The organism is Brevibacterium sp. XM4083 (genome assembly GCF_006489205.2).
In the GTDB taxonomy this organism is placed as follows: domain Bacteria; phylum Actinomycetota; class Actinomycetes; order Actinomycetales; family Brevibacteriaceae; genus Brevibacterium.
This window is the reverse complement of sequence record NZ_VFYR02000001.1, coordinates 157,661-178,238: the sequence shown is the minus strand read 5'-3', so window position 1 is coordinate 178,238 and position 20,578 is coordinate 157,661. Positions and strand designations below refer to the sequence as shown.

Annotated in this window: 18 protein-coding genes; 10 read left to right on the top strand and 8 right to left on the bottom strand. The window is 68.4% G+C overall.

What is annotated here, in order from left to right:
* Window positions 1-8 precede the first annotated feature (8 nt).
* Both FJ887_RS00790 and FJ887_RS00785 read left to right on the top strand, forming a co-directional pair.
* Complete coding sequence (locus FJ887_RS00790; protein WP_181365618.1) at window positions 9-995, top strand: ABC transporter substrate-binding protein; 987 nt, start codon at window positions 9-11, stop codon at window positions 993-995.
* A 118-nt stretch (window positions 996-1,113) separates the two neighbouring features.
* A complete protein-coding gene (locus FJ887_RS00785) occupies window positions 1,114-1,869 on the top strand; it encodes a class I SAM-dependent methyltransferase (protein ID WP_140954863.1) in 756 nt (251 codons plus the stop codon).
* 70 nt (window positions 1,870-1,939) lie between these two features.
* Here FJ887_RS00785 and FJ887_RS00780 read toward each other — a convergent pair whose 3' ends face one another.
* Window positions 1,940-3,337: an aminotransferase-like domain-containing protein gene (locus FJ887_RS00780; protein ID WP_140954864.1), complete on the bottom strand. Its 1,398-nt coding sequence runs from the start codon at window positions 3,335-3,337 to the stop codon at window positions 1,940-1,942.
* Here FJ887_RS00780 and FJ887_RS00775 point away from each other — a divergent pair.
* The 3 genes from FJ887_RS00775 (at window position 3,336) to FJ887_RS00765 (ending at window position 5,095) form a co-directional block, all read left to right on the top strand.
* On the top strand, window positions 3,336-4,361 hold the full coding sequence (locus FJ887_RS00775; protein ID WP_140954865.1) for a DMT family transporter: 1,026 nt from the start codon (window positions 3,336-3,338) through the stop codon (window positions 4,359-4,361). The two genes, FJ887_RS00780 and FJ887_RS00775, sit on opposite strands and share 2 nt — an antisense overlap.
* Window positions 4,358-4,618, top strand: coding sequence for a hypothetical protein (locus FJ887_RS00770; RefSeq protein ID WP_140954866.1), 261 nt, complete (start codon window positions 4,358-4,360; stop codon window positions 4,616-4,618). The genes FJ887_RS00775 and FJ887_RS00770 overlap by 4 nt, the downstream gene beginning before the upstream one ends.
* 117 nt (window positions 4,619-4,735) lie before the next feature.
* Entirely contained in the window at window positions 4,736-5,095 is a 360-nt protein-coding gene (locus FJ887_RS00765) for an ArsR/SmtB family transcription factor (RefSeq protein ID WP_140954867.1), read from the top strand.
* A gap of 42 nt (window positions 5,096-5,137) precedes the next feature.
* Here FJ887_RS00765 and FJ887_RS00760 read toward each other — a convergent pair whose 3' ends face one another.
* Window positions 5,138-6,346, bottom strand: coding sequence for a pyridoxal phosphate-dependent aminotransferase (locus FJ887_RS00760; protein WP_140954868.1), 1,209 nt, complete (start codon window positions 6,344-6,346; stop codon window positions 5,138-5,140).
* The gene (locus FJ887_RS00755; RefSeq protein ID WP_219993820.1) at window positions 6,343-7,083 is read right to left on the bottom strand and encodes a peroxidase-related enzyme; all 741 of its coding nucleotides are present in this window, start codon (window positions 7,081-7,083) and stop codon (window positions 6,343-6,345) included. Before FJ887_RS00755 ends, FJ887_RS00760 begins: the two co-directional genes overlap by 4 nt.
* 125 nt (window positions 7,084-7,208) lie before the next feature.
* Here FJ887_RS00755 and FJ887_RS00750 point away from each other — a divergent pair, with 125 nt between their 5' ends.
* Window positions 7,209-7,520, top strand: a complete 312-nt coding sequence (locus FJ887_RS00750; protein ID WP_137826539.1) for a cupin domain-containing protein — start codon at window positions 7,209-7,211, stop codon at window positions 7,518-7,520.
* A gap of 305 nt (window positions 7,521-7,825) precedes the next feature.
* Here the strand turns inward: FJ887_RS00750 and FJ887_RS00745 are convergent, their stop codons facing one another.
* Window positions 7,826-9,304, bottom strand: a complete 1,479-nt coding sequence (locus FJ887_RS00745; protein WP_140954870.1) for a glutamate-cysteine ligase family protein — start codon at window positions 9,302-9,304, stop codon at window positions 7,826-7,828.
* 159 nt (window positions 9,305-9,463) lie between these two features.
* On the opposite strand from FJ887_RS00745, the gene FJ887_RS00740 reads away from it, so the two are divergent.
* Entirely contained in the window at window positions 9,464-10,636 is a 1,173-nt protein-coding gene (locus FJ887_RS00740; RefSeq protein WP_140954871.1) for a M20 family metallopeptidase, read from the top strand.
* Between the two features lie 338 nt (window positions 10,637-10,974).
* Here the strand turns inward: FJ887_RS00740 and FJ887_RS00735 are convergent, their stop codons facing one another.
* Complete coding sequence (locus FJ887_RS00735; protein WP_140954872.1) at window positions 10,975-11,919, bottom strand: FkbM family methyltransferase; 945 nt, start codon at window positions 11,917-11,919, stop codon at window positions 10,975-10,977.
* Window positions 11,920-12,053: 134 nt separating this feature from the next.
* On the opposite strand from FJ887_RS00735, the gene menC reads away from it, so the two are divergent.
* The gene (gene menC / locus FJ887_RS00730; protein WP_137826570.1) at window positions 12,054-13,178 is read left to right on the top strand and encodes an o-succinylbenzoate synthase; all 1,125 of its coding nucleotides are present in this window, start codon (window positions 12,054-12,056) and stop codon (window positions 13,176-13,178) included.
* 119 nt (window positions 13,179-13,297) lie between these two features.
* On the opposite strand, the gene FJ887_RS00725 is transcribed toward menC, so the two are convergent.
* Complete coding sequence (locus tag FJ887_RS00725; protein WP_249356880.1) at window positions 13,298-14,923, bottom strand: SLC13 family permease; 1,626 nt, start codon at window positions 14,921-14,923, stop codon at window positions 13,298-13,300.
* A 94-nt stretch (window positions 14,924-15,017) separates the two neighbouring features.
* Between FJ887_RS00725 and FJ887_RS00720 the strand changes: the two genes are divergently transcribed.
* Window positions 15,018-15,944 carry a LysR family transcriptional regulator gene (locus tag FJ887_RS00720; protein ID WP_137826571.1) on the top strand — a complete coding sequence of 309 codons (927 nt, stop codon included), beginning with the start codon at window positions 15,018-15,020 and terminating at the stop codon, window positions 15,942-15,944.
* A 99-nt stretch (window positions 15,945-16,043) separates the two neighbouring features.
* A complete protein-coding gene (locus tag FJ887_RS00715; protein WP_137826572.1) occupies window positions 16,044-17,162 on the top strand; it encodes a tartrate dehydrogenase in 1,119 nt (372 codons plus the stop codon).
* A gap of 97 nt (window positions 17,163-17,259) precedes the next feature.
* Here FJ887_RS00715 and FJ887_RS00710 read toward each other — a convergent pair whose 3' ends face one another.
* Together FJ887_RS00710 and FJ887_RS00705 are read right to left on the bottom strand one after the other, a co-directional pair.
* Entirely contained in the window at window positions 17,260-18,168 is a 909-nt protein-coding gene (locus FJ887_RS00710; RefSeq protein WP_137826573.1) for a cation diffusion facilitator family transporter, read from the bottom strand.
* Window positions 18,169-18,596: 428 nt separating this feature from the next.
* Window positions 18,597-20,549: a flotillin family protein gene (locus tag FJ887_RS00705; protein WP_137826574.1), complete on the bottom strand. Its 1,953-nt coding sequence runs from the start codon at window positions 20,547-20,549 to the stop codon at window positions 18,597-18,599.
* Window positions 20,550-20,578: the final 29 nt, after the last annotated feature.

The window sequence follows — 20,578 nt, the reverse complement described above, 5'->3', positions numbered from 1 at the left end:
CTGGCCGGGTGAAACTCAGCACCGCATTCCCCGCCATCGCTTCTGCCACCACTGCAACCCTGCTCGTCAGCGGCTGCTCGATCCTGCCCGGCACCGCCGATGACCAGGCCGGCGGCAACTATCCGCAGACGATCGATTCGCCCTACGGCACCACCGAGATCCCCGAGCAGCCGACGACTGTCGCTGTGACCAGCTCCGTCGACCTCGACATCGCTCTGTCCCTCGGCGTCGATCCTGTCCTCGCCCCGGCCGCCACCGCGGACGACAGCGGCCTCTCCCCTTGGGCGGCCGCCGCCCTCAAGGACAAGGGGCTCGACGCTCCGGCCACCTACGACGCCGCCGACGGCCCTGACCTCGACGCCCTGAAGGAGGCCGCTCCCGACGTCATCCTCGCCACCGGTCTCGACTCCGCCGAAGCGGACTATGATGCACTGTCGCAGATCGCCCCCGTCGCCGCCTCGGCACCTGATGCCACATGGACCGATCGCACCGCCGCCGTCGCGACAGCCCTCGACCGGGCGGATGAGGCGAAGACCGTCGTCGATGACATCGCCACGACCGCCGAGGACATCGCCTCGAGCCACCTCGAGTTCGAGGACACCACCTACACGTTCGCGAACGTCGAGAAGTCCTCGGTCGACTACCTCTCCTTCGACGGCAGCGACAGCAGCTTCTTCACCGGTCTCGGGCTGCTGCCGTCCACCTCGGCGAAGGAGTACACCGCAGACGAGCACGAGGTGAAGACGTCCCAGATCGACCGCCTCGACGCCGATGTCCTCTTCATCCACTTCCCCGACAAGGGTAAGGGCCTGTTCGACAAGGCCGACCTCGCCGACCCGTTCTACCGCGAGGTCAAGGTTATCCGCGGCAAGCACTACGCGATCCTCGACGACGACGAGTTCACCGCACTGACGAACCTCTCGCCCCTGAGCTACCCGTGGCTGCTCGACGACCTTCCCGACGCCATCGGCACGGCCGAACAGGGCGAGGCCTAGGCGCAGTTCCCCCGGACCATCACGGTTCCGGGGCCGTTCACTCCCGCCCCAGGATCTCGCCGAGGCGGCCCTGTAGGGTTCACAGTGACCCAGTCACCGTGGATCCCTCAGGAGCACCATGCCCGAGCGCGCGAAATTCGACGGCCTCGCCGACGACTACGACAAGCACCGCCCTCGCTACCCGGCCGACCTCGCCGAAGTGGCATTCGACGGTCTGCGGGAAGGCGCGCGGCTCGTTGACGTGGGCTCCGGCTCGGGAATCGGCCTGGAGTGGGCTCTGCCATCGCTGACCGCTCCCGACGTCGTCGCCATCGAACCGTCGGGCGACATGATCGAAGCCGGACGACAGAAGTTTCCCATGGTGACCTGGCTGCAGGGCCGCGGAGAGGACTACCTTCCCACGCTTGCCGATGTCGATCTCGTCATGGCCGCGCAGGCCTACCAGTGGTTCGACCGGCCGGCCTTTCTCCACGCCGCGCAGTCTGCGCTGCGGCCCGGCGGTCGAGTCGTCATCATCCAGAACAACCGCAAGCACGCTGCGAGCGCGTTCCTCGACGCCTACGAGGGCCTGCTCGAAGCACACAGCCCCGGATACACGCGCGACTACCGCACCATCGACATCGCCGGCGAACTCGCCTCAGGTCTCGACATCGCGCCGCCTGAGGTTGTCACCGCCGTCTCAGACTGGGAGCGGACGATGACGGTCGACGACTTCGTCGGCATGTCGGCGAGCTCAACTCAGGCCCAACGCGCCATTGCTGCCCAGGGCCCGAGCTTCCTCGCCGACGTTCGCACCCTCGCAGACAACTGCTCCGTCGATGGCATCGTCGCGGTGCCCTACCGCACCGAGCTCTTCGCAGCGGTACGGCGCTGAGACGCCGACACCAATCAGAGTCTGCGCCCTGACGGTCGCTCGTCCTCACCCGTCGTCCATCCTGCTCCGTTCACTCCCGCCCCAAGATCTCGCCGAGGCGGTGCATCGCCTCGCGGTAGCCTTCCGGGTTCGGGCCGGCGAAGTTGAGCCTGACGTACGGCGCCGAGGCCTCGGCGGGGAAGAGCTCGGTGCCGCCGGTGACGAGCACACCGCGTGCGGCCGCCTCGGCGACGAATGATCCCACGTCGGTGCCCTCCGGCAGCCGGCCCCAGACATTCAGCCCACCCTGCGGCACATGGTCGACCGCGATCCGGTCGGCCTCGGTGCGGATAGCCGTGAGCAGTGCATCCCGCCGCTCACCGAGGCGGCGGCCGAGGCCGCGGACGTGCGTGCGCCACGCCGGTCGGGTGACGACGTCGAGGGCGGCGGCCTGGAGGAGCGGACTGACGTACATCGATTCGGCCTGCACATCGGCGCGGATGCGATCGCGTGCAGGTCCGCGGGCGATGACGGCGGCCACCCGCACCGCCGGGGACACGCTCTTCGTCAGCGACCGCACGTAGACGATGTGGCCGTTCGCGTCATTGCCGATGAGCGGGACCGACTCCGCATCGATCCCGAAGTCGTGGGCCCAGTCGTCCTCGATGAGGAACGCCCGGCGGTCGGCGACGACCTCGAGGACGCGCGCCCGTAGCTCCGGCGACCACTGGACGCCGGTCGGATTCGTGAAGTTCGGCTGGGCGTAGAACGCGGTGGCGCCCGTCCGCTCGAGTGCCTCGGCGACGACCTCCGGGTCAGGTCCGCTCGGCCCCGTCGGCACCGGCACGAGAGTGACACCGGACCGGCGGGCGGCGGTGATGAGTCCCCAATAGGTGGGCGATTCGACGACGAGCGGGCCTCCTGCCCCGACGAGCGACCGCAGGATCGACCCGAGCCCGGTCTGGCTGCCGGGCACGATCGTCACGTCCGCGGCGCTCGGCGGTGAGGCGGCACCGTAGTCGGAGACCTCCGCGGCGAACCAGGCCTGCAGGTCAGGCAACCCCGCAGACGGACCCCGGCGCAGGGCGTCCTCCGACCGCGACGCACGAGCGAAGGCGGCTCGGACGAGAGTGCGCGGCAGCAGACCCGCCTCCGGATAGCCGTCGTTGAGGGCGAACTGGTCGTGGCTCGAGTCCCGCAGCGGTGCAGCGGCGGCCGGGACATAGTCCTGCGGCCCGAGCGTCCCCGTCTGCCAGCTGAGGTCCGGTGCCGCGAACGAGCGGTGACCGCGCACAAACGTTCCCACGCCCGGTCGCGACTCGACGAGTCCGCGGCGGGCAAGGCTCGCCAGCGCCTTCTGCACCGTCACGGGCGAGGCCTCGTACTGCCTGACGAGCTCTCGCGACGACGGCAGCCGATCACCGGCCGAGGCGTCAGCGACCCACCGGGAGAGTTCCGCAGCGATCCGCGAACTGCTATCGTGTTGCATGAAGGACAATAATAGCGCTACTGCTTCCAGCCGCCAACCGCTACACACCGGGTCTGCGGGAACGGGACTCCAGTGGGGCCTGCTCGGCGTCGCCGCGTTCTCCTTCACCGTGCCGCTCACCCGCATCGCCGCGGAACCCGGGACCCTCTCCCCGCTGTTCATCGGTGCCGGCCGCGCCGCCGTCGCGTCCGTTCTCGCCGGCCTGCTCCTCCTCATCGCCTGGAGGCGAACCCGCCGAGGCGGTTCATCGATCCGCGCTCACCGTCCCGGACCGTCCGCCGCTGACCGGTCGGGAGCGTTGCCAGCGCAACTGCCGACGCTCCCCCGCCCGAGCGTGTCCCAGGGCCTGCGTCTGATCGTCGTCGCCGGAGGCGTCGTCCTCGGCTTCCCTCTCCTCACCTCCTATGCGCTCACCCAAACACCGGCCAGTCACGGCGCGGTCGTCATCGCCCTCCTGCCCGCGGTCACGGCCGCTGTGGCGGTGCTGCGCACGAAGGAGCGGACGAGCCCGCTGTTCTGGGTGCTGGCAGGCCTGAGCGCCGTCCTCGCCGTCGTCTTCGCGATCGTTCAGGGCGCGGATCTCGGCGGCATCCAGCCGGCCGATCTCCTCCTCTTCGCCGCCGTCTGCGCCGCAGCGATCGGCTACGCCGAGGGCGGTGTGCTCGCACGTGAACTCGGTGCCTGGCAGACGATCTCGTGGGCGCTCGTCCTCTCGGCCCCGGTGACACTCACCCTGACGATCATCGCGATCGTCGCACAGCCGCCCACCGGCACCGTCTGGCAGTGGGCATCATTCGCCTACCTGTGCGTGATCAGCATGTTCCTCGGCTTCTTCGCGTGGTATCGAGGGCTGGCGATCGGCCCGATGGCGCAGGTCTCCCAGATCCAACTCGTCCAGCCGGTCATGTCGATCGCTTGGGCGGCTCTTCTCCTCGGTGAACACCTCGACGTGCCGACGATCCTCTGCGGCACCGCGGTCATCGCCAGCGCCGCACTGACGGTGCGCACACGGCTGCACGCATGATCGCCGTCATCGTCCTCGGGGTCACGGTCGTCGTCTTCACGATCGGGCGACTCGCCTGTCCTCCGCATGACCGGCTGCCGATGCGGTGCCTCGACTCCGCGGCACTCGTCGGCACCTTAGTGCGGGGTGCGCGCGTCCTCGCAGCGGCGGGCCCGCTCTCCACGCTGACGGCCGCCGACGGCACTCGCATCACGGGAGACACCCCGTCCCCTCGCCGGCCGGACGATCCCGACGCCGAGGACGAAGGGAACAGGTGACGGCACGGTCGGCCGCCTCGCCGAGCTGGGCATGGCCGGCGAAGCGGCACGGTCGGCCGCCTCGGCGAGCGTCGCCTCGGTTGAGGGACCGTACAGCTGTTGCGGTAACCTCAGTCCATGGCTGCCTCCTCTGATTCCGTCCCGGTCAACGCCGACGTCGAGGCCCTGCTGCGCGATCCCGAGGGCAACCTCGAAGCCATCTCCGAGACCGCCGACCTCTTCAAGGCGCTCGCGACTCCGTCCCGGCTGAAGATGCTCCTCGTCCTCGCGCACGGCGAGGCGACGGTGACGCACATCGTCGACTCGACGGGGCTGTCGCAGCCGCTCGTGTCCCAGCACCTCAAGTTCCTCCGCGGGCTCCACCTCGTCGGGGTCAACCGCGTCGGCCGGGAGGCGTACTACTCGCTCAAGGACGACCACGTCGCCCACATCATCCTCGACGCGATCGCCCACACCGTCGAGGGCCACGAGCACTGAGCCTCCGCACCTCGGCCGGTCGCGCGGGGCTCGCGCCGACCCTCAGCTGAGGTGGTCGAGGACCCGGTCGAGCGCCTCGGCGGTCCGGTCGGCACCGACGGCCAGGGACAGGCGCACGGAACGCCAGCCGTCCACGGAATCGAAGTCGTCACCCGGGGCGAAGGCGACGCCTGTGGCCCGGAGGATGTCCTCGCACCAATCGGTCGCCGTCGCGAACCGGCCGTCCGAGCGGGCGAGGATGTCGTCGATGCGCGCATACATGTAGAACGCGCCGTCGGGCGGGGCCATGTCGGTGAACCCGAGGTCATCGGTTGCGGCGAGGACATGGTCCCGGGCGCGCGCGAACGAGGCGACGGCGGCCTCGCATTCGGCATAGGATTCGGGGTCGAAGGCGGCCAGGGCGGCGTACTGGGCGGGGACCGGAGCGCACAGGGCGAGGTTGCCGGTGACGTTCGTCGCGGCGGTGACGAGGCGCTCGGGCAGGATCGCCCACCCCAGCCGCCACCCGGTCATCGCCCAGTACTTCGAGAACGAGGAGATGACGATCGCCTCGTCGTCGTGGGCGAGCGCGGTCTCCCCGGGCGTGCCGATGTAGCTGATGCCGTGGTAGATCTCGTCGGAGATCACCTGGACGTCGTGGTCGCGGCACCAGCTGATGAGTTCGCCGAGGTGGTCGGCCCCGATCATCGTCCCCGTCGGATTCGCGGGCGAGGCGAGCATGAGGCCGGCCAGCGGCGCCTCGGCGTGGGCCTGCTCGAGGAGGTCGACGGTCGGCTGGTAGCCGTGGTCGGCACCGCAGTCGAGTTCGACGATGTCAGCACCGAGGGCGGCGAGGATGTTCTTGTACGCGCCGTAGCCGGGGCGGGCCACGGCCACCCGGTCGCCGACGTCGAAGCACGTGAGGAACACCGTCTGGAAGGCGCCGGAGGATCCCGTCGTCACCTGGATCCGCTCGATCGGGATGTCGACGCCGTACCAGTCCTGGTAATGCCCGGCGATCGCCTCCCTCAGGTCGGGGATGCCGAAGATCGCCGAGTAGCCGAGGTTCGTGCCGTCGCTCAGTGCCTCGGCCGCCCGTCGTTTGACCGGGCTCGGGGCGCCCTGGGTCGGTTCGCCGAGGCACATCGCGATCGCGTCGCGTCCCTCCCGCTGCATCTGCTGGACCTTGGCGACGATGTTCATCGCGGCGAACGGACGGACGCGGCCGGCCCGTTCGGAGACGTGGAGGCTCGGGGTGTGGTCGATGGTCATCGTCGGTTCGCTTCCTTCGGGGTCGGGGTCGCCGGCGGACGGGTGGCAGTCGATTCGCTGGGCTGACGCTGGGTATCGGCCGGTGCGGGAGCATCCGTGTCCGCCAGCTCATGGGAACCGGCTGCGTCGGCGGCAGAGTCCGTCGCCTCGGTGGTCCTCGTATCCGCCGACGGCTCGCGGGGAGTCCGGCCCATGAGGTGGAATTCGGGGTTCGGGCGCATGCCGGCGATGTGGGCCATCCGGTTCGACAGGCCGAAGAAGCCGGTGATCGCGGCGATGTCCCAGGCATCCTCGGCGTCGAAGCCGTGGGCGGCCAAGGCGGCGTGGTCCTCGTCGGTGATCGTCCACGGCGCCTGCGCGACGGTCATCGCGAAGTCGAGCATCGCCTTCTGCCGATCGGTGATGTCGGCGTGGGCGTAGTCGAGGGCGACCTGGTCGGCGACGAACGGGTCCTTCGCGTAGATCCGCAGCACCGCACCGTGGGCGACGACGCAGTAGAGACAGTGATTGGTCGCCGAGGTGGCTGTCACGACCATCTCGCGATCGGCCTTCGTGAGGTTCCCCGTCTCCTTCTCCATGAGGGCGTCGTAGTAGGCGAAGAACGCGCGGTACTCGTCGGGGCGACGGGCCAGGGAGAGGAAGACGTTGGGGACGAATCCCGTCTTCTCGGACACGGCAAGGATGTGCTCGCGGATGTCGTCGTCGACCTCGGCGATGTCAGCCATGGGGTATCGCATAGTGCACATGCTAGCCGCCACTGCAGCAGTCGCTTAGGGTGGGCGGACGGCCGCAGGCTCTGCGGGAGGAATTCCCGCTGCGGCCCCACCCTCTGGCACGCACCACCAACGAAGGAGTCGGGACGATGAGCACAGATGACGCAGCGGCCGCGGACACCGGGGCGACCGGGGAGGTGCAGCTCGACAACGGAGTGTTCCGAGTGACGAAGTGGACGATCGAGCCCGGCGGGATCATTCCGATGCACCGGCACGAGCACGAGTACGTCGTCGTGCCCATGGTCACCGACACGATGCACGTGCGCAATGCCGACGGCACCGAGCTCACAGCGGAGCTCGAGGCCGGCGTCGCCTACACGCGTGCCGCCGGTTCCGAGCATGAGGTCTCCAACCCGGGCAGCGACGAGGCGGTCATCTTCGTCGAGGTCGAAAGGCTCTGACGGGGCTGAGCTGGCGGGCTGGCTTGATGCTCGCTGGTGAGCAGTTGGCGCGACTCAGCGTCGGCGCCTCTCGCGCCGGAGCCGATTCTCCGGACGCAAAGTGTCGAATTTCGCTGGCAGAATCGACACTCTGCGTCCGGAGAATTGCCGGCTTCCCGTCGATTCGCCGCCGCCCACTGACTTCAGGTCGTTCTGGGCAGATTCTTCAGCCGAAAATCTGTCCAGAACGACCTGGAGTCGGGGCGTGGGGGCATGGCGAGAGGGGTAGTGAACTCAATACCCGTCCGGCAGTGAACTCAACCCCCTCACGCGGGGACGTCCCACGTGTGGACGGGGCGGCCGCTCTCCTGGTTCGTCAGGTAGGCGTCCATCATCGCCTTGAGCCCTTCGTCCCGTTCGCGCGTGTTCTTCCGGCTGCCGGGCGCAAGCCGGTCGAGCATCCGCAGCTGCCACGTCGCCCCGTTGGCTTTGCGCTCGGCACGGCCCTCGATGATCGACATGTACTCGTCGATGACGTCCTTGTCGATGTTGAGCCGCCGCAGACCGCGGCGAGCCTGCGGGATGAGGACGTCGATGACGAGGTCGGAGACGGCGATGTGCCCGATCTTCGGCCACGTCACCCGGGCGGTGATGCCATCCTTCGCGCACGCGAAGAAGTTCTCGCGCGCCTCGGCGAAGGACATCCGCGACCACACGGGACGGTTCTCTCCGACGAGGAACTCGGCGAGACCGTAGTAGAACGCGGCATCAGCGACCATATCGACGGGGGTCGGACCAGCCGGCAGCAGACGATTCTCCACCCGGATGTGCGCGCCGTTGTCGCCGGCGTCGTAGATCGGCCGGTTCCACCGCCACACGGTGCCGTTGTGGAGGTTGAGCTCGAAGAGCTTCGGGGCATCGGCATCGCTGAACTCGACGAAGTCCTTGATCTCCGGCAGCAGCGGCGGGAAGTAGCGGACGTTCTCCTCGAAGAGGTCGAAGACGCTCGTGATCCACCGCTCCCCGAACCACACGCGCGGGCGCACCCCCTGGGTGACGAGCTCCGGGGTGCGGGTGTCGATCGACTGACCGAAGACGGGGATCCTGGACTCGTGCCAGAGCTTGTGGCCGACGAACAGCGGGGAGTTCGCGCTCACCGCGACCTGCGCGGCGGCGATCGCCTGCGAGGCGTTCCATGCCTCAGCGAACTTGTTCGGGGCGACCTGGAGATGGAGCTGCATCGACGTGCACGAGGACTCCGGGGCGATGTCGGAGAACTCCTGGCGGTACGTCTCCTTGCCGTCGAGTTCGATCTGCACGTACTCGCCGCGCGCGTCGATGACCGAGTTGCTCAGCGCCTCGTACCGGTTCTCCTCGGTCATCCACGGCTCGGTCCTGAGGAACTGCGTCGTCAGCGTCGGCAGGGTTCCGATCGACGCGATCCTCAGCCCCTTCGCCTCGGCGGCGCGCTTGGCTCGGGCCAGGCGATCGGCGACCCCGGATTCCAAGGTCTTCAGCCCGCGCCCGGCGACCTGGAGGACCGGGTGGTTGAGTTCGAGGTTGAAGCCGCCGATCTCGGACTGGAACTCGTCATCGAGGTCGGCGAGCACCTCCTTGTTCCGCAGGCTCGGCTGATTGTCCTCGTCGACGAGGTTGAGCTCGAGTTCGAGTCCGATCGTGCCCGCCGACTTGAATTCGGCATGACGAAGATACGTGTCGAAGAGCTCCAGATTCTCCGCGAGCTTCTCGCGGTACAAGGTCCGCTCTTCCGGTGTGTACCGCTTCGAACTCACTGCCTCACCCATACGACAAGCAAACCACACACTGCAGAGGTTGTGCCTGCCCGTCCCCCGACTTCTCTCAGCGCGAACACCGCCGGACACCCCAGCTGCGACTGCCACTGCCCGAGCGCGCGATGCGGACAGGGCGGGTTACCGTTGGGCTCCCGCACTAGAATCGAGCCCATGTCGACCTCTGTGAACTCCGCCACTCAGCCCTCTGACCTCGTCCGCAGCGCCGAGGACCGCGTTCCGACCATGCTCGCCGACCTCGAACGGGTCATCTCGCTCGAGACTCCGTCGGCCGACAAGGAGGCAGTGGCACGCGGAGCAGCCGACTTCGCGGAACTCCTGCGCGAGCGCCTCGGTGCCGAGGCGGAACTCCTCACCGTCGACGGCGTCACGCACGTGCGCCTGCGGTTCGGCGACAGCGCTCCCCACGTCGTCCTCCTCAACCATCAGGACACCGTGTGGCCCCACGGCACGCTCGATCGCCTCCCGTTCTCCACCGCCGACGGCGTCCTCCGCGGACCCGGCAGCTTCGACATGCTCACCGGGGCGATCATGAGCGTCCACGCGGTCGCGATGCTCCGCGACCGCCTCGGCGAGGACGGCCTCGATGGGCTCTCGATCCTCATCACCGGTGATGAGGAGGTGGGGTCGGTGACGTCGTCCGATCTCATCCGCGCCGAGGCGGCCGATGCCGCAGCCGTGTTCGTCATGGAGGCGAGCGCCGACGGTGCGCTCAAGCTCGAGCGCAAGGGCACCGGAATCTACACGCTCGTCTTCCGCGGCCGGGCCGCGCACGCGGGGCTCGAACCGGAGAAGGGCATCAATGCGGGGATGGCGCTGGCGCTCACTCTCCCGCTCATCGCCGGTCTCTCCGACGCCGAGGCGGGCACCACTGTCGTGCCGACCGTGATCTCCGCGGGTACGACGTCGAACACGGTCCCCGCCGAGGCGCGCGTCGACGTCGATGTCCGTGCCCGCACCGCGGTCGAGCTCGAACGCGTCGACGCGGCTATCCGGGCACTCGCCGCAGACCCGCAGCTCGAGGGGTCGACGACCGAGGTGATCGGCGGAATCAACCGCCCGCCGTTCGAGCCCGAGCAGTCGGCTGCCCTCTTCGACCGGGCGACGGCACTGGCCGCCGAACTCGGGATCGCTGCCCCGCGCGGGGTCGCCGTCGGCGGAGCCTCGGACGGGAACTTCACCGCGGGTGACGGGATTCCCACGCTCGACGGCCTCGGGGCCGTGGGCGACGGGGCGCATGCCGAGCACGAGCACGCGCTCATCGCCGAGATCGCCCCGCGCACGGCGCTCCTCGCTGCCCTCATCGCCGATCAGCTGGGACGCTGAGAGCGGCGGGGCTGAGAGCGGGGCGCTGACAGCGGGGGGCTGAAAGCTGGGTCGGGTCGCCGCCACCGCCTGGTTCCAAGCCACGTTCAGGGTGCCACCACCTGGTTCTGCGCCGCTTCCAGGGTGCCACCACGGAATCTGCGCCACTTTCAGGGTGAGATTCGCGGAAATATCACCATGGACGTTCCGCGCAATCGCCTTCGAGTCGGCGCAGACTGCTCAAGCCCCTCTGCCGTGGCCCGCAAGGTCCACACGCTTCCGGCTCAAAGCCTCACGCCCCACGCTCCAGCCACGCCCCAACCCCAGCCCCAGCCACACCCCAGCCTCGGCCCGCCCGTTCACGCCACAGGGTACCCGCTCGCGCTCAGCTCCTCCGGCGTCTGCACCGTGAACAGCCAGTCCCGGAAGTGGGGGTCGGGAACGATGCGTTTGAAGTGGGTGAGTTCCTCAGACCCGACGAGGAAATAGCTGTACCCGTGCGGCTCGAGCAGTCGCATGAGCTCACCCGGCTGGGCCCGATCGTCGAGGACTTCGCAGAGGATGTCCGGCCGCAGGGTGGCCAGGAACTCCGCCCCGTGGCCGAGGACGTCGTTCTCCGCTCCCTCGACGTCGATCTTCACCGTCACCCGTGACGTGCCGGCCGGCAGTTCGGCGAGCAGTTCGTCGAGGGAGGAGAAGCGAACCTCGACGCCGTCGGCGAAGTCCATGCTCGCGGCGTAGAACGACGGCAGCGCCGATCCCCCGTCCCCGGTGGGCACGCGCATCGTCGTGCCCGGTGCGCCGACTCCCGTCGGGTGGACGGTCACCCGCTCGCCGAGGTGGTTGCGCTCGATGTTCTTCTCCAACCCGGCCACGACGGCGGGGATGATCTCGAAGGAGTGGGCGACGGCGGTGGGGTTGGCGGCGAGGACGGCCATCGTGAAGACCCCGGTGTAGGCGCCGATGTCGACGAACACCTCGGCGTCGCGACTGAGGTCGACCATGAGGTCGAGGGCGAAGGCGTCCTCGGGTTCGGTGCGCCGGCCCTTCCCCCAGTAGAACTCCTTGGCGATCTCGCAGCGGAAGGGATCGACGAGGACGAAGGAGGCTCCGCCGGCGCGTCCGGCCACCTCGGTGAGTCCGATCGGGGCGGGCAGCCGGCCGATCCGGATGCCGGCGATGTGCGGGGCGAGCGCGCGCATGAGCGGGTGGAGCAGCGGCTGCGCGAGGGCCGCCTTGACGGGGAGTTTGAGCCCGAACCATGACTGCTTGCGGGCGGTGAGACTCCGCAGGTAGTCGTTCACGGTGGGCCCCTCTTCGTCGTGTGCCCTCTTCGCCCCACCGTACCAATCCACGGCCCGACGCACTACCGCCTCGGCGCCGGGGCATAGGGTGGTGACGATCACCTTTCCCTTTTGCGAAGCAGGAGCCGCGGCCGATGAAGCTCACGTCGATCACCCTTCACCAGGTGTCCATTCCCCTCGTCACCCCGTTCGAGACCTCGTTCATGCGGGAGACGGAGAAGGACTGCTACCTCGTCGAGGCGCGGTTCGACACCCCTCAGGGCGAGATCACCGGGTGGGGCGAATCGGTCGCGATGATCTCTCCGCTCTACTCCTCCGAGTACGTCGCCGCGGGCATCGACGTCACCCGGCGGTGGCTGGCTCCGATCCTCTTCGCCGTCGACGACCTCACGGCCGAGACGGTCGGCTGGCACCTGCGGCACGTCGTCGGGCATCCGATGGCGAAGTCCGCACTCGAGATGGCCGTCATCGACGCCCAGCTCCAGCTGACGGGGCAGTCGTTCAAGTCCTACCTCGGCGGGGTCGTCGATTCCGTGCCCTCAGGGGTGTCGGTCGGCATCCAGGACTCCGTCGAGGAGACGGTCAGGGTCATCGGCGGCTACCTCGACGAGGGCTACTCGCGGATCAAGCTGAAGATCAAGCCGGGCAAGGACATCGCTCCGGTCGCCGCGGTCCGTGAGGCCTTCGGCGACGACTTCGGGTTCCAGGTCGACGCGAACGCCGCGTACACGCTCGTCGACGCCTCCCACCTGCGCCGCCTCGACGACTACGGCCTCCTCCTCATCGAACAGCCCCTCGGTGAGGCCGACATCCGTCAGCATGCGGAGCTCGCGAAGCTCATGGAGACCCCGATGTGCCTCGATGAGTCGATCGTCTCCGCCGAGGCGGCCGCCGACGCGATCGCCCTCGGGGCAGCGGCCGTCATCAACATCAAACCCGGGCGGGTGGGCGGCTACATCGAGGCGAAGCGGATCCACGACCTCGCCGCGGCCAACGGCGTGGCCGTGTGGCACGGCGGGATGGTCGAGACCGGACTCGGACGCGCGGCGAACGCCGCCCTGGCCTCGCTGCCCGGCTTCACCCTGCCCGGCGACATCTCCGGGTCGAATCGCTTCTTCCACGAGGACATCACCGAGGAGATCGTCATGCACGACGGCCGCGTCGACGTCCCCGACACCGTCGGCTTCGGGGTGACGATCGACCCGGCGAAGCTCGAGCGGTTCCGCACGGAGTCGGTCGAGATCCTCCCCCAGAGCTGAGGCGCCGGCCTCCCGCTGGGATCAGGCGCCGAGGCGGTCGCAGGCGAGCCGGGTGACTCTCCTTCGGCGGTGCCGATGAGCTCAGTCTCTCGAGGCGCGGCCGAGTGCGCGGGCCGCCCCTACTGCCCCAGACCGACGACGCCGATCATGATCGGAGCGAGGACGATGATGAGGATGGCACCGGCGATGTCGAAGGTGAAGCCGGTGCGGATCATCTTCGTGATCGGCACCGCCCCGGTGCCGTAGACGATGGCGTTCTGCGGCGTCGAGACCGGAAGCATGAACCCGAAGGAGGCGGCCAGTGTCGCCGCCATCGCCGGCACGAACGGGTCGACTCCTGCCGCCTGGCAGAGCGGGATGACGATCGGGACGATGACGGCGGCGGCCGCAGTGTTCGACGTCGTCTCCGAGATGAGGATCGCGAGGATCACCGAGACGATCGTGATGGTGAACAGGCTCGTCACGCCCAGCGTCTCCGCGAACCCGTTGCCGATCGTCTCGGCGAGTCCGGTGTCGGCGAGCAGCGACCCGAAGATGATGCCGCACCCGAAGAGGATGATCGTTCCCCAGTCGATCTTCGCCGCCTGGCTCCACGTCAGGGTCGGCTCGCGCTTCCTCCAGTTGACCGGCAGGATGAAGAGCAGCGACGCGCCGATGACCGCGACGACTCCCTCGTCGAGGCGGGAGTCGAGGAACTCGTAGATCGCGGAGTCGGTACCCGCGAACAGCGCGGCGAAGGCCGGCAGCAGCCAGAGGACGACGGTGAGACCGAAGGCGAAGAGAGTGTTCTTCTCCGCGCGGGAGACGGGTCCGAGTTCGGCGAGCTCCTTCCTCACATACTCCTCGACGCCTTCGATCCTGCGGATCTCCGGCTTGTTGAGGAGCAGGAGGACGAGGGCGAGCACGATGAACATCGCCACACAGATCGGGAATGCGACGGCCATCCACTGACCGAAGGAGATCTTCTCGCCGGTGGCCTCCTCGATGAGGCCGCGCCCGATGAGGTTGGGCGGCGACCCGACCGGCGTGAGCAGACCGCCGACGCTCGCCCCATAGGCGAGCATGAGCAGCAGAGCCGCTCCCACCCGCAGCCGCAGCGGGTCGAAGTCGGGTTTGACGATGCCGCGCGATTGGAGGAGCTCGGCGATGACCGCGAGGATGCCGAGCGCGGTGGGCATGAGCATCGCCACCGTCGCCGTATTCGACACGAACGCGGAGAGGATGCACGTGATGAGACCGAAGGCGATGATCACCCGGTACACCGATCTGCCGACCCCGGGCAGGGAGAGCACGGTAAGCGCGAGCCGCTGGGCGATCCCGTGGTGGAGCATCGCCTGCGCGAGGATGAACGCGCCGATGAAGGTGAAGATCGTCGACGACCCGAACGGCCCGACGGCGTCCGCGGCCGGCACGATGCCGAGCACGACGACGACACCGACACCGAGGAGTCCTCCGATCGGGATCGGCACCGGCTCGGTGATCCAGAGGACGATGACGCCGAGGAGGACGGCGGCGAGCATGTGCTGCTGATACGTCAGGTCGAACGGGATGAGCGCGAAGATGATCGCAACCGCAGGAGCGAGGATGAACCCCGAGGTCATCCGGGCCCGTTCGAACCTCTCCTCCCGTGGAGAGAGCTTCTGTTCGCTCAGGCTGCGGAAGGTCTTGCCGCCGAGCAGCGCTTCGCGCACATCTGTCTTCTGAACCGACGAGCCGCCGTTGCCTCGTCCCTGCGAGATATCCACCGTCTTTGGTCCTTTCATCGCTGTGAGTCCAGCGTGACCGAGCGGACCGATATAGTCCAAGGCCTGTTTCCGATCAGACCAATAGCATGTGCCTATGGATATTCGTCAGCTCCGCCAGTTCCTCGCCGTCGTCGACACCGGCAGCTTCACGAAGGCGGCAGAGGCCATGCTCGTCGCCCAACCGTCCTTGTCGCAGACGATCAAGGGCTTGGAGCGGGAACTCGGCGTCTCGCTCTTCCACCGCATCGGCCGCACCGTGCGTCTGAGCGAGGCCGGACGTGAGTTCGAGGGTCCCGCACGGCTCGCGGTTCGCGACCTCGATGCGGCGAAGGCGCACATCGATCGTCTGCGCGGACTCCAGGCCGGTCGGATCGAGATCGCGGCGATGCCGTCGCCGAGCATCGAACCGCTGTCGTCGCTGATGGCGAGCTTCACGCTCGCGCATCCGAAGATCGCCTTCGCCGTCGACGGCACCTTCACCGCCGAGGAGACTCTCGAGGCCGTCCGCCACGGTCGCGCTGAGATCGGCTTCCCCGGCAGTCGTGAGCCGCTGAAGGTCAAGGACCTCGACGTCCTCGATGTCACCGCGCACCCCCTCATGCTCGCCCGCCCGCGGTCGCAGACGCCGCACGGACCAGTGCCCGTCGACCCGAGAGCGCTCGCGGGCACCCGCTTCATCGTCTCCCACCCGGGCTCGCTCATGCGCGCCTACGTCGATGAGCTCATCGCCGATGGGATCGAGATCGACATCACCGCCGAGGTGGCGCATCGTTCGTCGATCCTGCCCCTCGTCCGTGCGGGGCTCGGCTCAGCCGTCCTGCCCTCGGCCTGGCAGGTCTTCGCGGCGGCGAACGACGTCGAGATGGTCCCTCTGCGCGGTGCGCCGGCGCTGCATGTCTCTGCCGTCTCCCGGCCCGCGGGGCTCACGCCGGCCGCCGCGGCGTTCCTCGACACGGCAGTCCGCCTCGGCGACGGAGGGCCGCTCCCCCGAACGGGCGAGGAGTCACTCCCTCAACCATAGGCAGATCCGATGAATGGGATCGGGAACTCGTCTTGGACTTATGACTCGTCGACGCGCTCAATGGAAAGAGCCCACTCCCCCTGACGATCGAGGACCGACATGACCGATACTCAGACCTTCTCCATCGCATCGATTCCCGGCGACGGCATCGGCGGCGAGGTCGTCGCCGCTGGACTGCGCGTGCTCGACACGGTCGCCAAGCTCTCCGACGGCGCGGTCGCCTTCGACATCACCGAATACCCGTGGAGCTCGGAGTACTACCTCGAGCACGGCCACTACATCCCCGCCGGCGGCCTCGACGAGCTGCAGAAGCACGACGCCATCTACTTCGGTGCCGTCGGTTCGGCCGACGTCCCCGATCACACAAGCCTGTGGGGGCTGCGTTTGGCGATCACGCAGCCGTTCGACCAGTGGGCGAACATCCGGCCCGTGACCTTCCTGCCCGGAGTCGAATCCCCGCTGCGCAAGGCCGATGACACCGAACTCGACTGGATCGTCGTGCGGGAGAACAGCGAGGGCGAGTACGCGGGCATGGGCGGGCGCAATCTGAGCGGACGCGGCCCCGGCAACGAAGTCGCCCTGCAGACGAGCCTCCACACGGAGAAGGGCACCGAGCGGATTATCCGCTTCGCCTTCGACCTCGCCCGCACCCGCCCGGTGAAGAAGGTCTCGAGCGTGACGAAATCGAACGCCCAGCAGTACGGCATGGTGCTCTGGGATGAGATCTTCGCCCGCGTCGCCGAGGACTATCCGGACGTGGCGACCGAGAGCGTCCTCGTCGATGCGATGAGCGCGAAGTTCGTCCTCCACCCAGAGGAGCTCTCCGTCGTCGTCGCCTCGAACCTCCACGCCGACATCCTCTCGGATCTCGGCTCCGCACTGGCCGGCAGCCTCGGACTCGCCGCGAGCGCGAACCTCAACCCCGAACGCCGATACCCCTCGATGTTCGAGCCGGTCCACGGCTCGGCACCCGACATCGCCGGGCAGGGCGTCGCGAATCCCATCGGAGCGATCTCCTCGGCCGCGCTCATGCTCGACCATCTCGGTCGACCCGCCGAGGCCGACGCGGTGCGTCAGGCCGTCGAGAACGTCACCGGGGCAGGGATCCTGCCGCGTGACCTCGGCGGAAACGCGAACACGATCGAGATGACCGAGGCGATCGTCGCACAGCTCGAAGCGATCCACGCCGAGGCGGCCGCACCGTTGCCGACCCCCTGACCCTCCAGCCCAGCACAGCCGCGCCCGCCGTCTCCCCGCTCTGCGGGGGAACGGCGGGCGCTCTGGTCTGCTGCGCGACCGCCTCGGTGCCGGAGGCTCAGCTGTGGGTCTGCTTCTCCTTCTCCGCGTCCTTCGCCGTGTCGAACTGGAACGTCGAGTGCTCGATCGAGACGTCGAAGTGGTCGGCCACGCAGGCCTGCAGGTCCGCGAGGATCTTCGGGGCGTGCCCGTCGTAGAAGCACTCGTCGGCGAGGACGACGTGGGCGGTGAGCACGGGCAGGTTCGAGTCGATGCGGGTGACGTGGAGGTCGTGGACCGCCTCGACGTGGTCGACGTCCTCGATGTGCTTCTTCACGGCCTCGAGGTCGAGCTTCTTCGGCGCGGACTCGAGCAGGATCGATCCGGTCTCCTTGAGGATCGCGAACGCTCGGGGCACGATGAGGGCCGCGATGACGAGGGCGGCGACAGCATCGGCGCGGGTCCAGTCGAAGAGCCAGATCGAGACGGCGGCGACGATGACGGCGACGGAGCCGAGCGCATCGGCGATGACCTCGAGGAATGCCGCGCGCAGGTTGAGCGAGGAGTTCTTCGACGAGGTGAGGATGAGGATCGAGACGACGTTTCCGGCAAGTCCGACGACGCCGAAGATGAGCAGTTCGGGGCCGGGCACCTCGGGCGGCGCGAAGAAGCGACGCACACCCTCGATGAGGCTGTAGATGCCGAGGCCGAGGAGCAGGGTCGCCTGGGCACCGGCGGCGAGCACTTCGGCGCGCTTGAAGCCCCACGTTTTCTGCCCCTTCGGCGGCCGCGCGACCAGCGTCGCGGCGAACAGTGCGATGCCCAGTCCGATGAGGTCGACGGAGTTGTGTCCGGTGTCGACAAGCAGGGCGAGCGAACCGGTCCAGATCGAACCGAAGACCTGGAAGGCGAAGATCACCAGGACAATGCAGAACACGATCGCGAGCCGCTTGCGCGACCCCGTTTCGTGTGAGTGGTCATGAGACATGAGGACTCCTTTCACACTCACATTAACATATGCGTATGTATTTATGAATATGGGTGAAGTGGATGCTCTGGTGACGGAGAGCAGCGGGGGTCGTGGAAGGAGCGGGGATCGCGGACATGACAACGCCCCGAGGTGGCGCCCGCAGACATGCCGACGCCCCGAGGTGGCGCCCGTAGACATGCCGACGCCCCCGAGGTGGATTCCGCTCGATGATCGCGTGAATATCGAGCCGGATCCACCTCGGGGGCGCAGGATCCTCATCGTGCAGAGTCCTCAGCGTGGCGGGTCCTCAGCGTGGCGAGTCCTCAGCGTGAAGGATCCTCGAGTGCGGGTGACCCGCAGAGGAGGAGGACCCTCACGGCGGAGGCGAGCCGCCGCTCAGCTCAAGCCGAGCGGCGCAAACAGGCTCCGCTGGAGACTGACCGACGTCAGTTCGACGTCGGACCGCTGCCGGTCTCATCGTCGTCGGACGCACCGCCGGCCGAGCCAGGGGTGCCGCCGGTCGAATCCCCGGTGCCGCCGGTCGAGCCATCTGTGCGGCCGTCGGATGCACCGCCGGAGGGGGTCGATCCTGACCCCGGTCCACCTGCGGGTCCCGAACCGGGACCCGAACCTGTGCCCGCACCCGAGCCGGCGCTGCCGCCCGCGGCACCGCCGTCGCGGCGGCGCAGCGCCTCGTCGATGTAGGCCTGGACGTCGATGCCTGTCGCGCGCTTGACCTCGTCGCCGATGTGCTGGATGTCGAGACCGCCATCCGGGTCGAGGAAGTCCTTGGGGTCGAACCCGGCCCACTGACCGCTGTCGCGCTCACCGGCGCGGCCCCCGGTTCCCCCGCTGCCCGGACGACGACCGCCGGAGCTGTCACGGGCTTCGCGCCGGGCCTCCCGGCGAGCGGCCGGAGTGTCGTCGGCGAGACGACCCTCGATGACCTGACCGCGGCCACCTGATCCGCCGGAGCCCGAGCCGGAGCCCGAGTCGGGACCACCCGAGCCCGGTCCGTCCGCATCGTCGTCGCCGTCACCCGAAGCTGACCCTCCGCCCTGCGCCTTGTCGACGAGGTCGGTGAGGTCGATGCCGGTCGTCCCGCGGACGACCTCGAGCACCTGGGCGAGGTTGTTCGACACCGAGTTCGCGAGCTTCGACTCGCCGTCGGTCGACACGATCGACAGGTCCTTGATGTTCGCGTACGGAGCGACGAGTTCGCCGGCGATGTCCGGCAGCACCTCGAGCACCTTGGAGAGGACGGCGGCGTCGTTGAACTTCTTGTACGCCTCGGCCTGCGCCTCAAGCGCTCCGGCCTCGGCCTCACCGCGAGCCTTGATGGCATCGGCCTCGGCCTGACCTTCGAGGCGGATCGCTTCGGCTTCCTTCGACCGGCGGTGGAGTTCGGCAGCGGCCTCGGCTCGACCCTGGGCTTCGATCTCGTAGGCCCGGGCGTCGGCTTCGGCCTGCTGGCGGTAGCGCTCGGCATCGGCCGGGCGGCGCACCTCGGCGTCGAGCTGTTCGGCACGCAGCTCCGCGGCCTCCTTCGCGACGACCCGGTCGCGTTCGAGGAGCTTCTGCTTCTCAGCCGCGGCCGCGAGCGGACCGGCGTTGTCGGCCGTCGCCTGCCGCTGGTCGGCCTCCTCCTTCAGAGCCGCCCGACGCAGCGCGAGCTGCTGCTGCTGTTCGGCGATCGCCTGATCGGTCAGCGCCTGCTGCTTCTGCGTCTCCTCGTTCTGCTGCGCTTCCTCAACAGCCGCGGCACGGGAGGCATTCGCCTCGGCGATGGCGGCGTTCTTCGCGACCTCAGCGGCCTGCGGGCGACCCCAGTCGCGCAGGTAGCTGCCCTCGTCCTCGACCGCGGAGATCTGGAAGGTGTCGATGACGAGACCCTGGTTGTTCATCGAGTGCGCGGATTCCTCCTGCACCTGCGCGGCGAAGGAGGCGCGGTCCTGGATGATCTGCTCGACGGTGAGCGTGCCGACGACCGCGCGCAGGGTGCCGGAGAGGATCTCCTTGCTGTAGTGGTCGATCTGATCCTGCTGGTCGAGGAAGCGCTGCGCGGCCTTGCGCACGTCATCGTCGGTGCCGCCGACCTTGACCTGGGCGACGCCGCGCAGCTTGAGCGCGATGCCGTTCTTCGAGATGCCGTCGATCTCGACGGAGATCTGCCGCGACGACAGCGAGAGAATGAACGCCTTCTGCACGATCGGGTAGACGACTGCGCGTCCGCCGATGATGATCCGCCCCGACCCGGACGCTCCCGAGGCGTTGCGTCCGGTGATGATGAGGGCCTCGGACGGCGAGGCGATCTTGTACGACCGGAGAATGACGACGAGTGCGATGAGCACGACGATGGCGATGGCGCCGATGATGACGGCGCCGAGTATGAGGTCCATGAGCGGGCCTTTCGTTTCCTCAACGGGGA

What these genes read in the sequence shown, in the direction of transcription:
- FJ887_RS00785 (WP_140954863.1), top strand. Translation starts at nt 1,114, where the DNA reads ATGCCCGAGCGCGCGAAATTCGACGGCCTCGCCGACGACTACGACAAG.
- FJ887_RS00775 (WP_140954865.1), top strand. Translation starts at nt 3,336, where the DNA reads ATGAAGGACAATAATAGCGCTACTGCTTCCAGCCGCCAACCGCTACAC.
- FJ887_RS00780 (WP_140954864.1), bottom strand. Translation starts at nt 3,337, where the DNA reads ATGCAACACGATAGCAGTTCGCGGATCGCTGCGGAACTCTCCCGGTGG.
- FJ887_RS00770 (WP_140954866.1), top strand. Translation starts at nt 4,358, where the DNA reads ATGATCGCCGTCATCGTCCTCGGGGTCACGGTCGTCGTCTTCACGATC.
- FJ887_RS00765 (WP_140954867.1), top strand. Translation starts at nt 4,736, where the DNA reads ATGGCTGCCTCCTCTGATTCCGTCCCGGTCAACGCCGACGTCGAGGCC.
- FJ887_RS00760 (WP_140954868.1), bottom strand. Translation starts at nt 6,346, where the DNA reads ATGACCATCGACCACACCCCGAGCCTCCACGTCTCCGAACGGGCCGGC.
- FJ887_RS00755 (WP_219993820.1), bottom strand. Translation starts at nt 7,083, where the DNA reads ATGCGATACCCCATGGCTGACATCGCCGAGGTCGACGACGACATCCGC.
- FJ887_RS00750 (WP_137826539.1), top strand. Translation starts at nt 7,209, where the DNA reads ATGAGCACAGATGACGCAGCGGCCGCGGACACCGGGGCGACCGGGGAG.
- FJ887_RS00745 (WP_140954870.1), bottom strand. Translation starts at nt 9,304, where the DNA reads ATGGGTGAGGCAGTGAGTTCGAAGCGGTACACACCGGAAGAGCGGACC.
- FJ887_RS00740 (WP_140954871.1), top strand. Translation starts at nt 9,464, where the DNA reads ATGTCGACCTCTGTGAACTCCGCCACTCAGCCCTCTGACCTCGTCCGC.
- menC (WP_137826570.1), top strand. Translation starts at nt 12,054, where the DNA reads ATGAAGCTCACGTCGATCACCCTTCACCAGGTGTCCATTCCCCTCGTC.
- FJ887_RS00720 (WP_137826571.1), top strand. Translation starts at nt 15,018, where the DNA reads ATGGATATTCGTCAGCTCCGCCAGTTCCTCGCCGTCGTCGACACCGGC.
- FJ887_RS00715 (WP_137826572.1), top strand. Translation starts at nt 16,044, where the DNA reads ATGACCGATACTCAGACCTTCTCCATCGCATCGATTCCCGGCGACGGC.
- FJ887_RS00710 (WP_137826573.1), bottom strand. Translation starts at nt 18,168, where the DNA reads ATGTCTCATGACCACTCACACGAAACGGGGTCGCGCAAGCGGCTCGCG.
- FJ887_RS00705 (WP_137826574.1), bottom strand. Translation starts at nt 20,549, where the DNA reads ATGGACCTCATACTCGGCGCCGTCATCATCGGCGCCATCGCCATCGTC.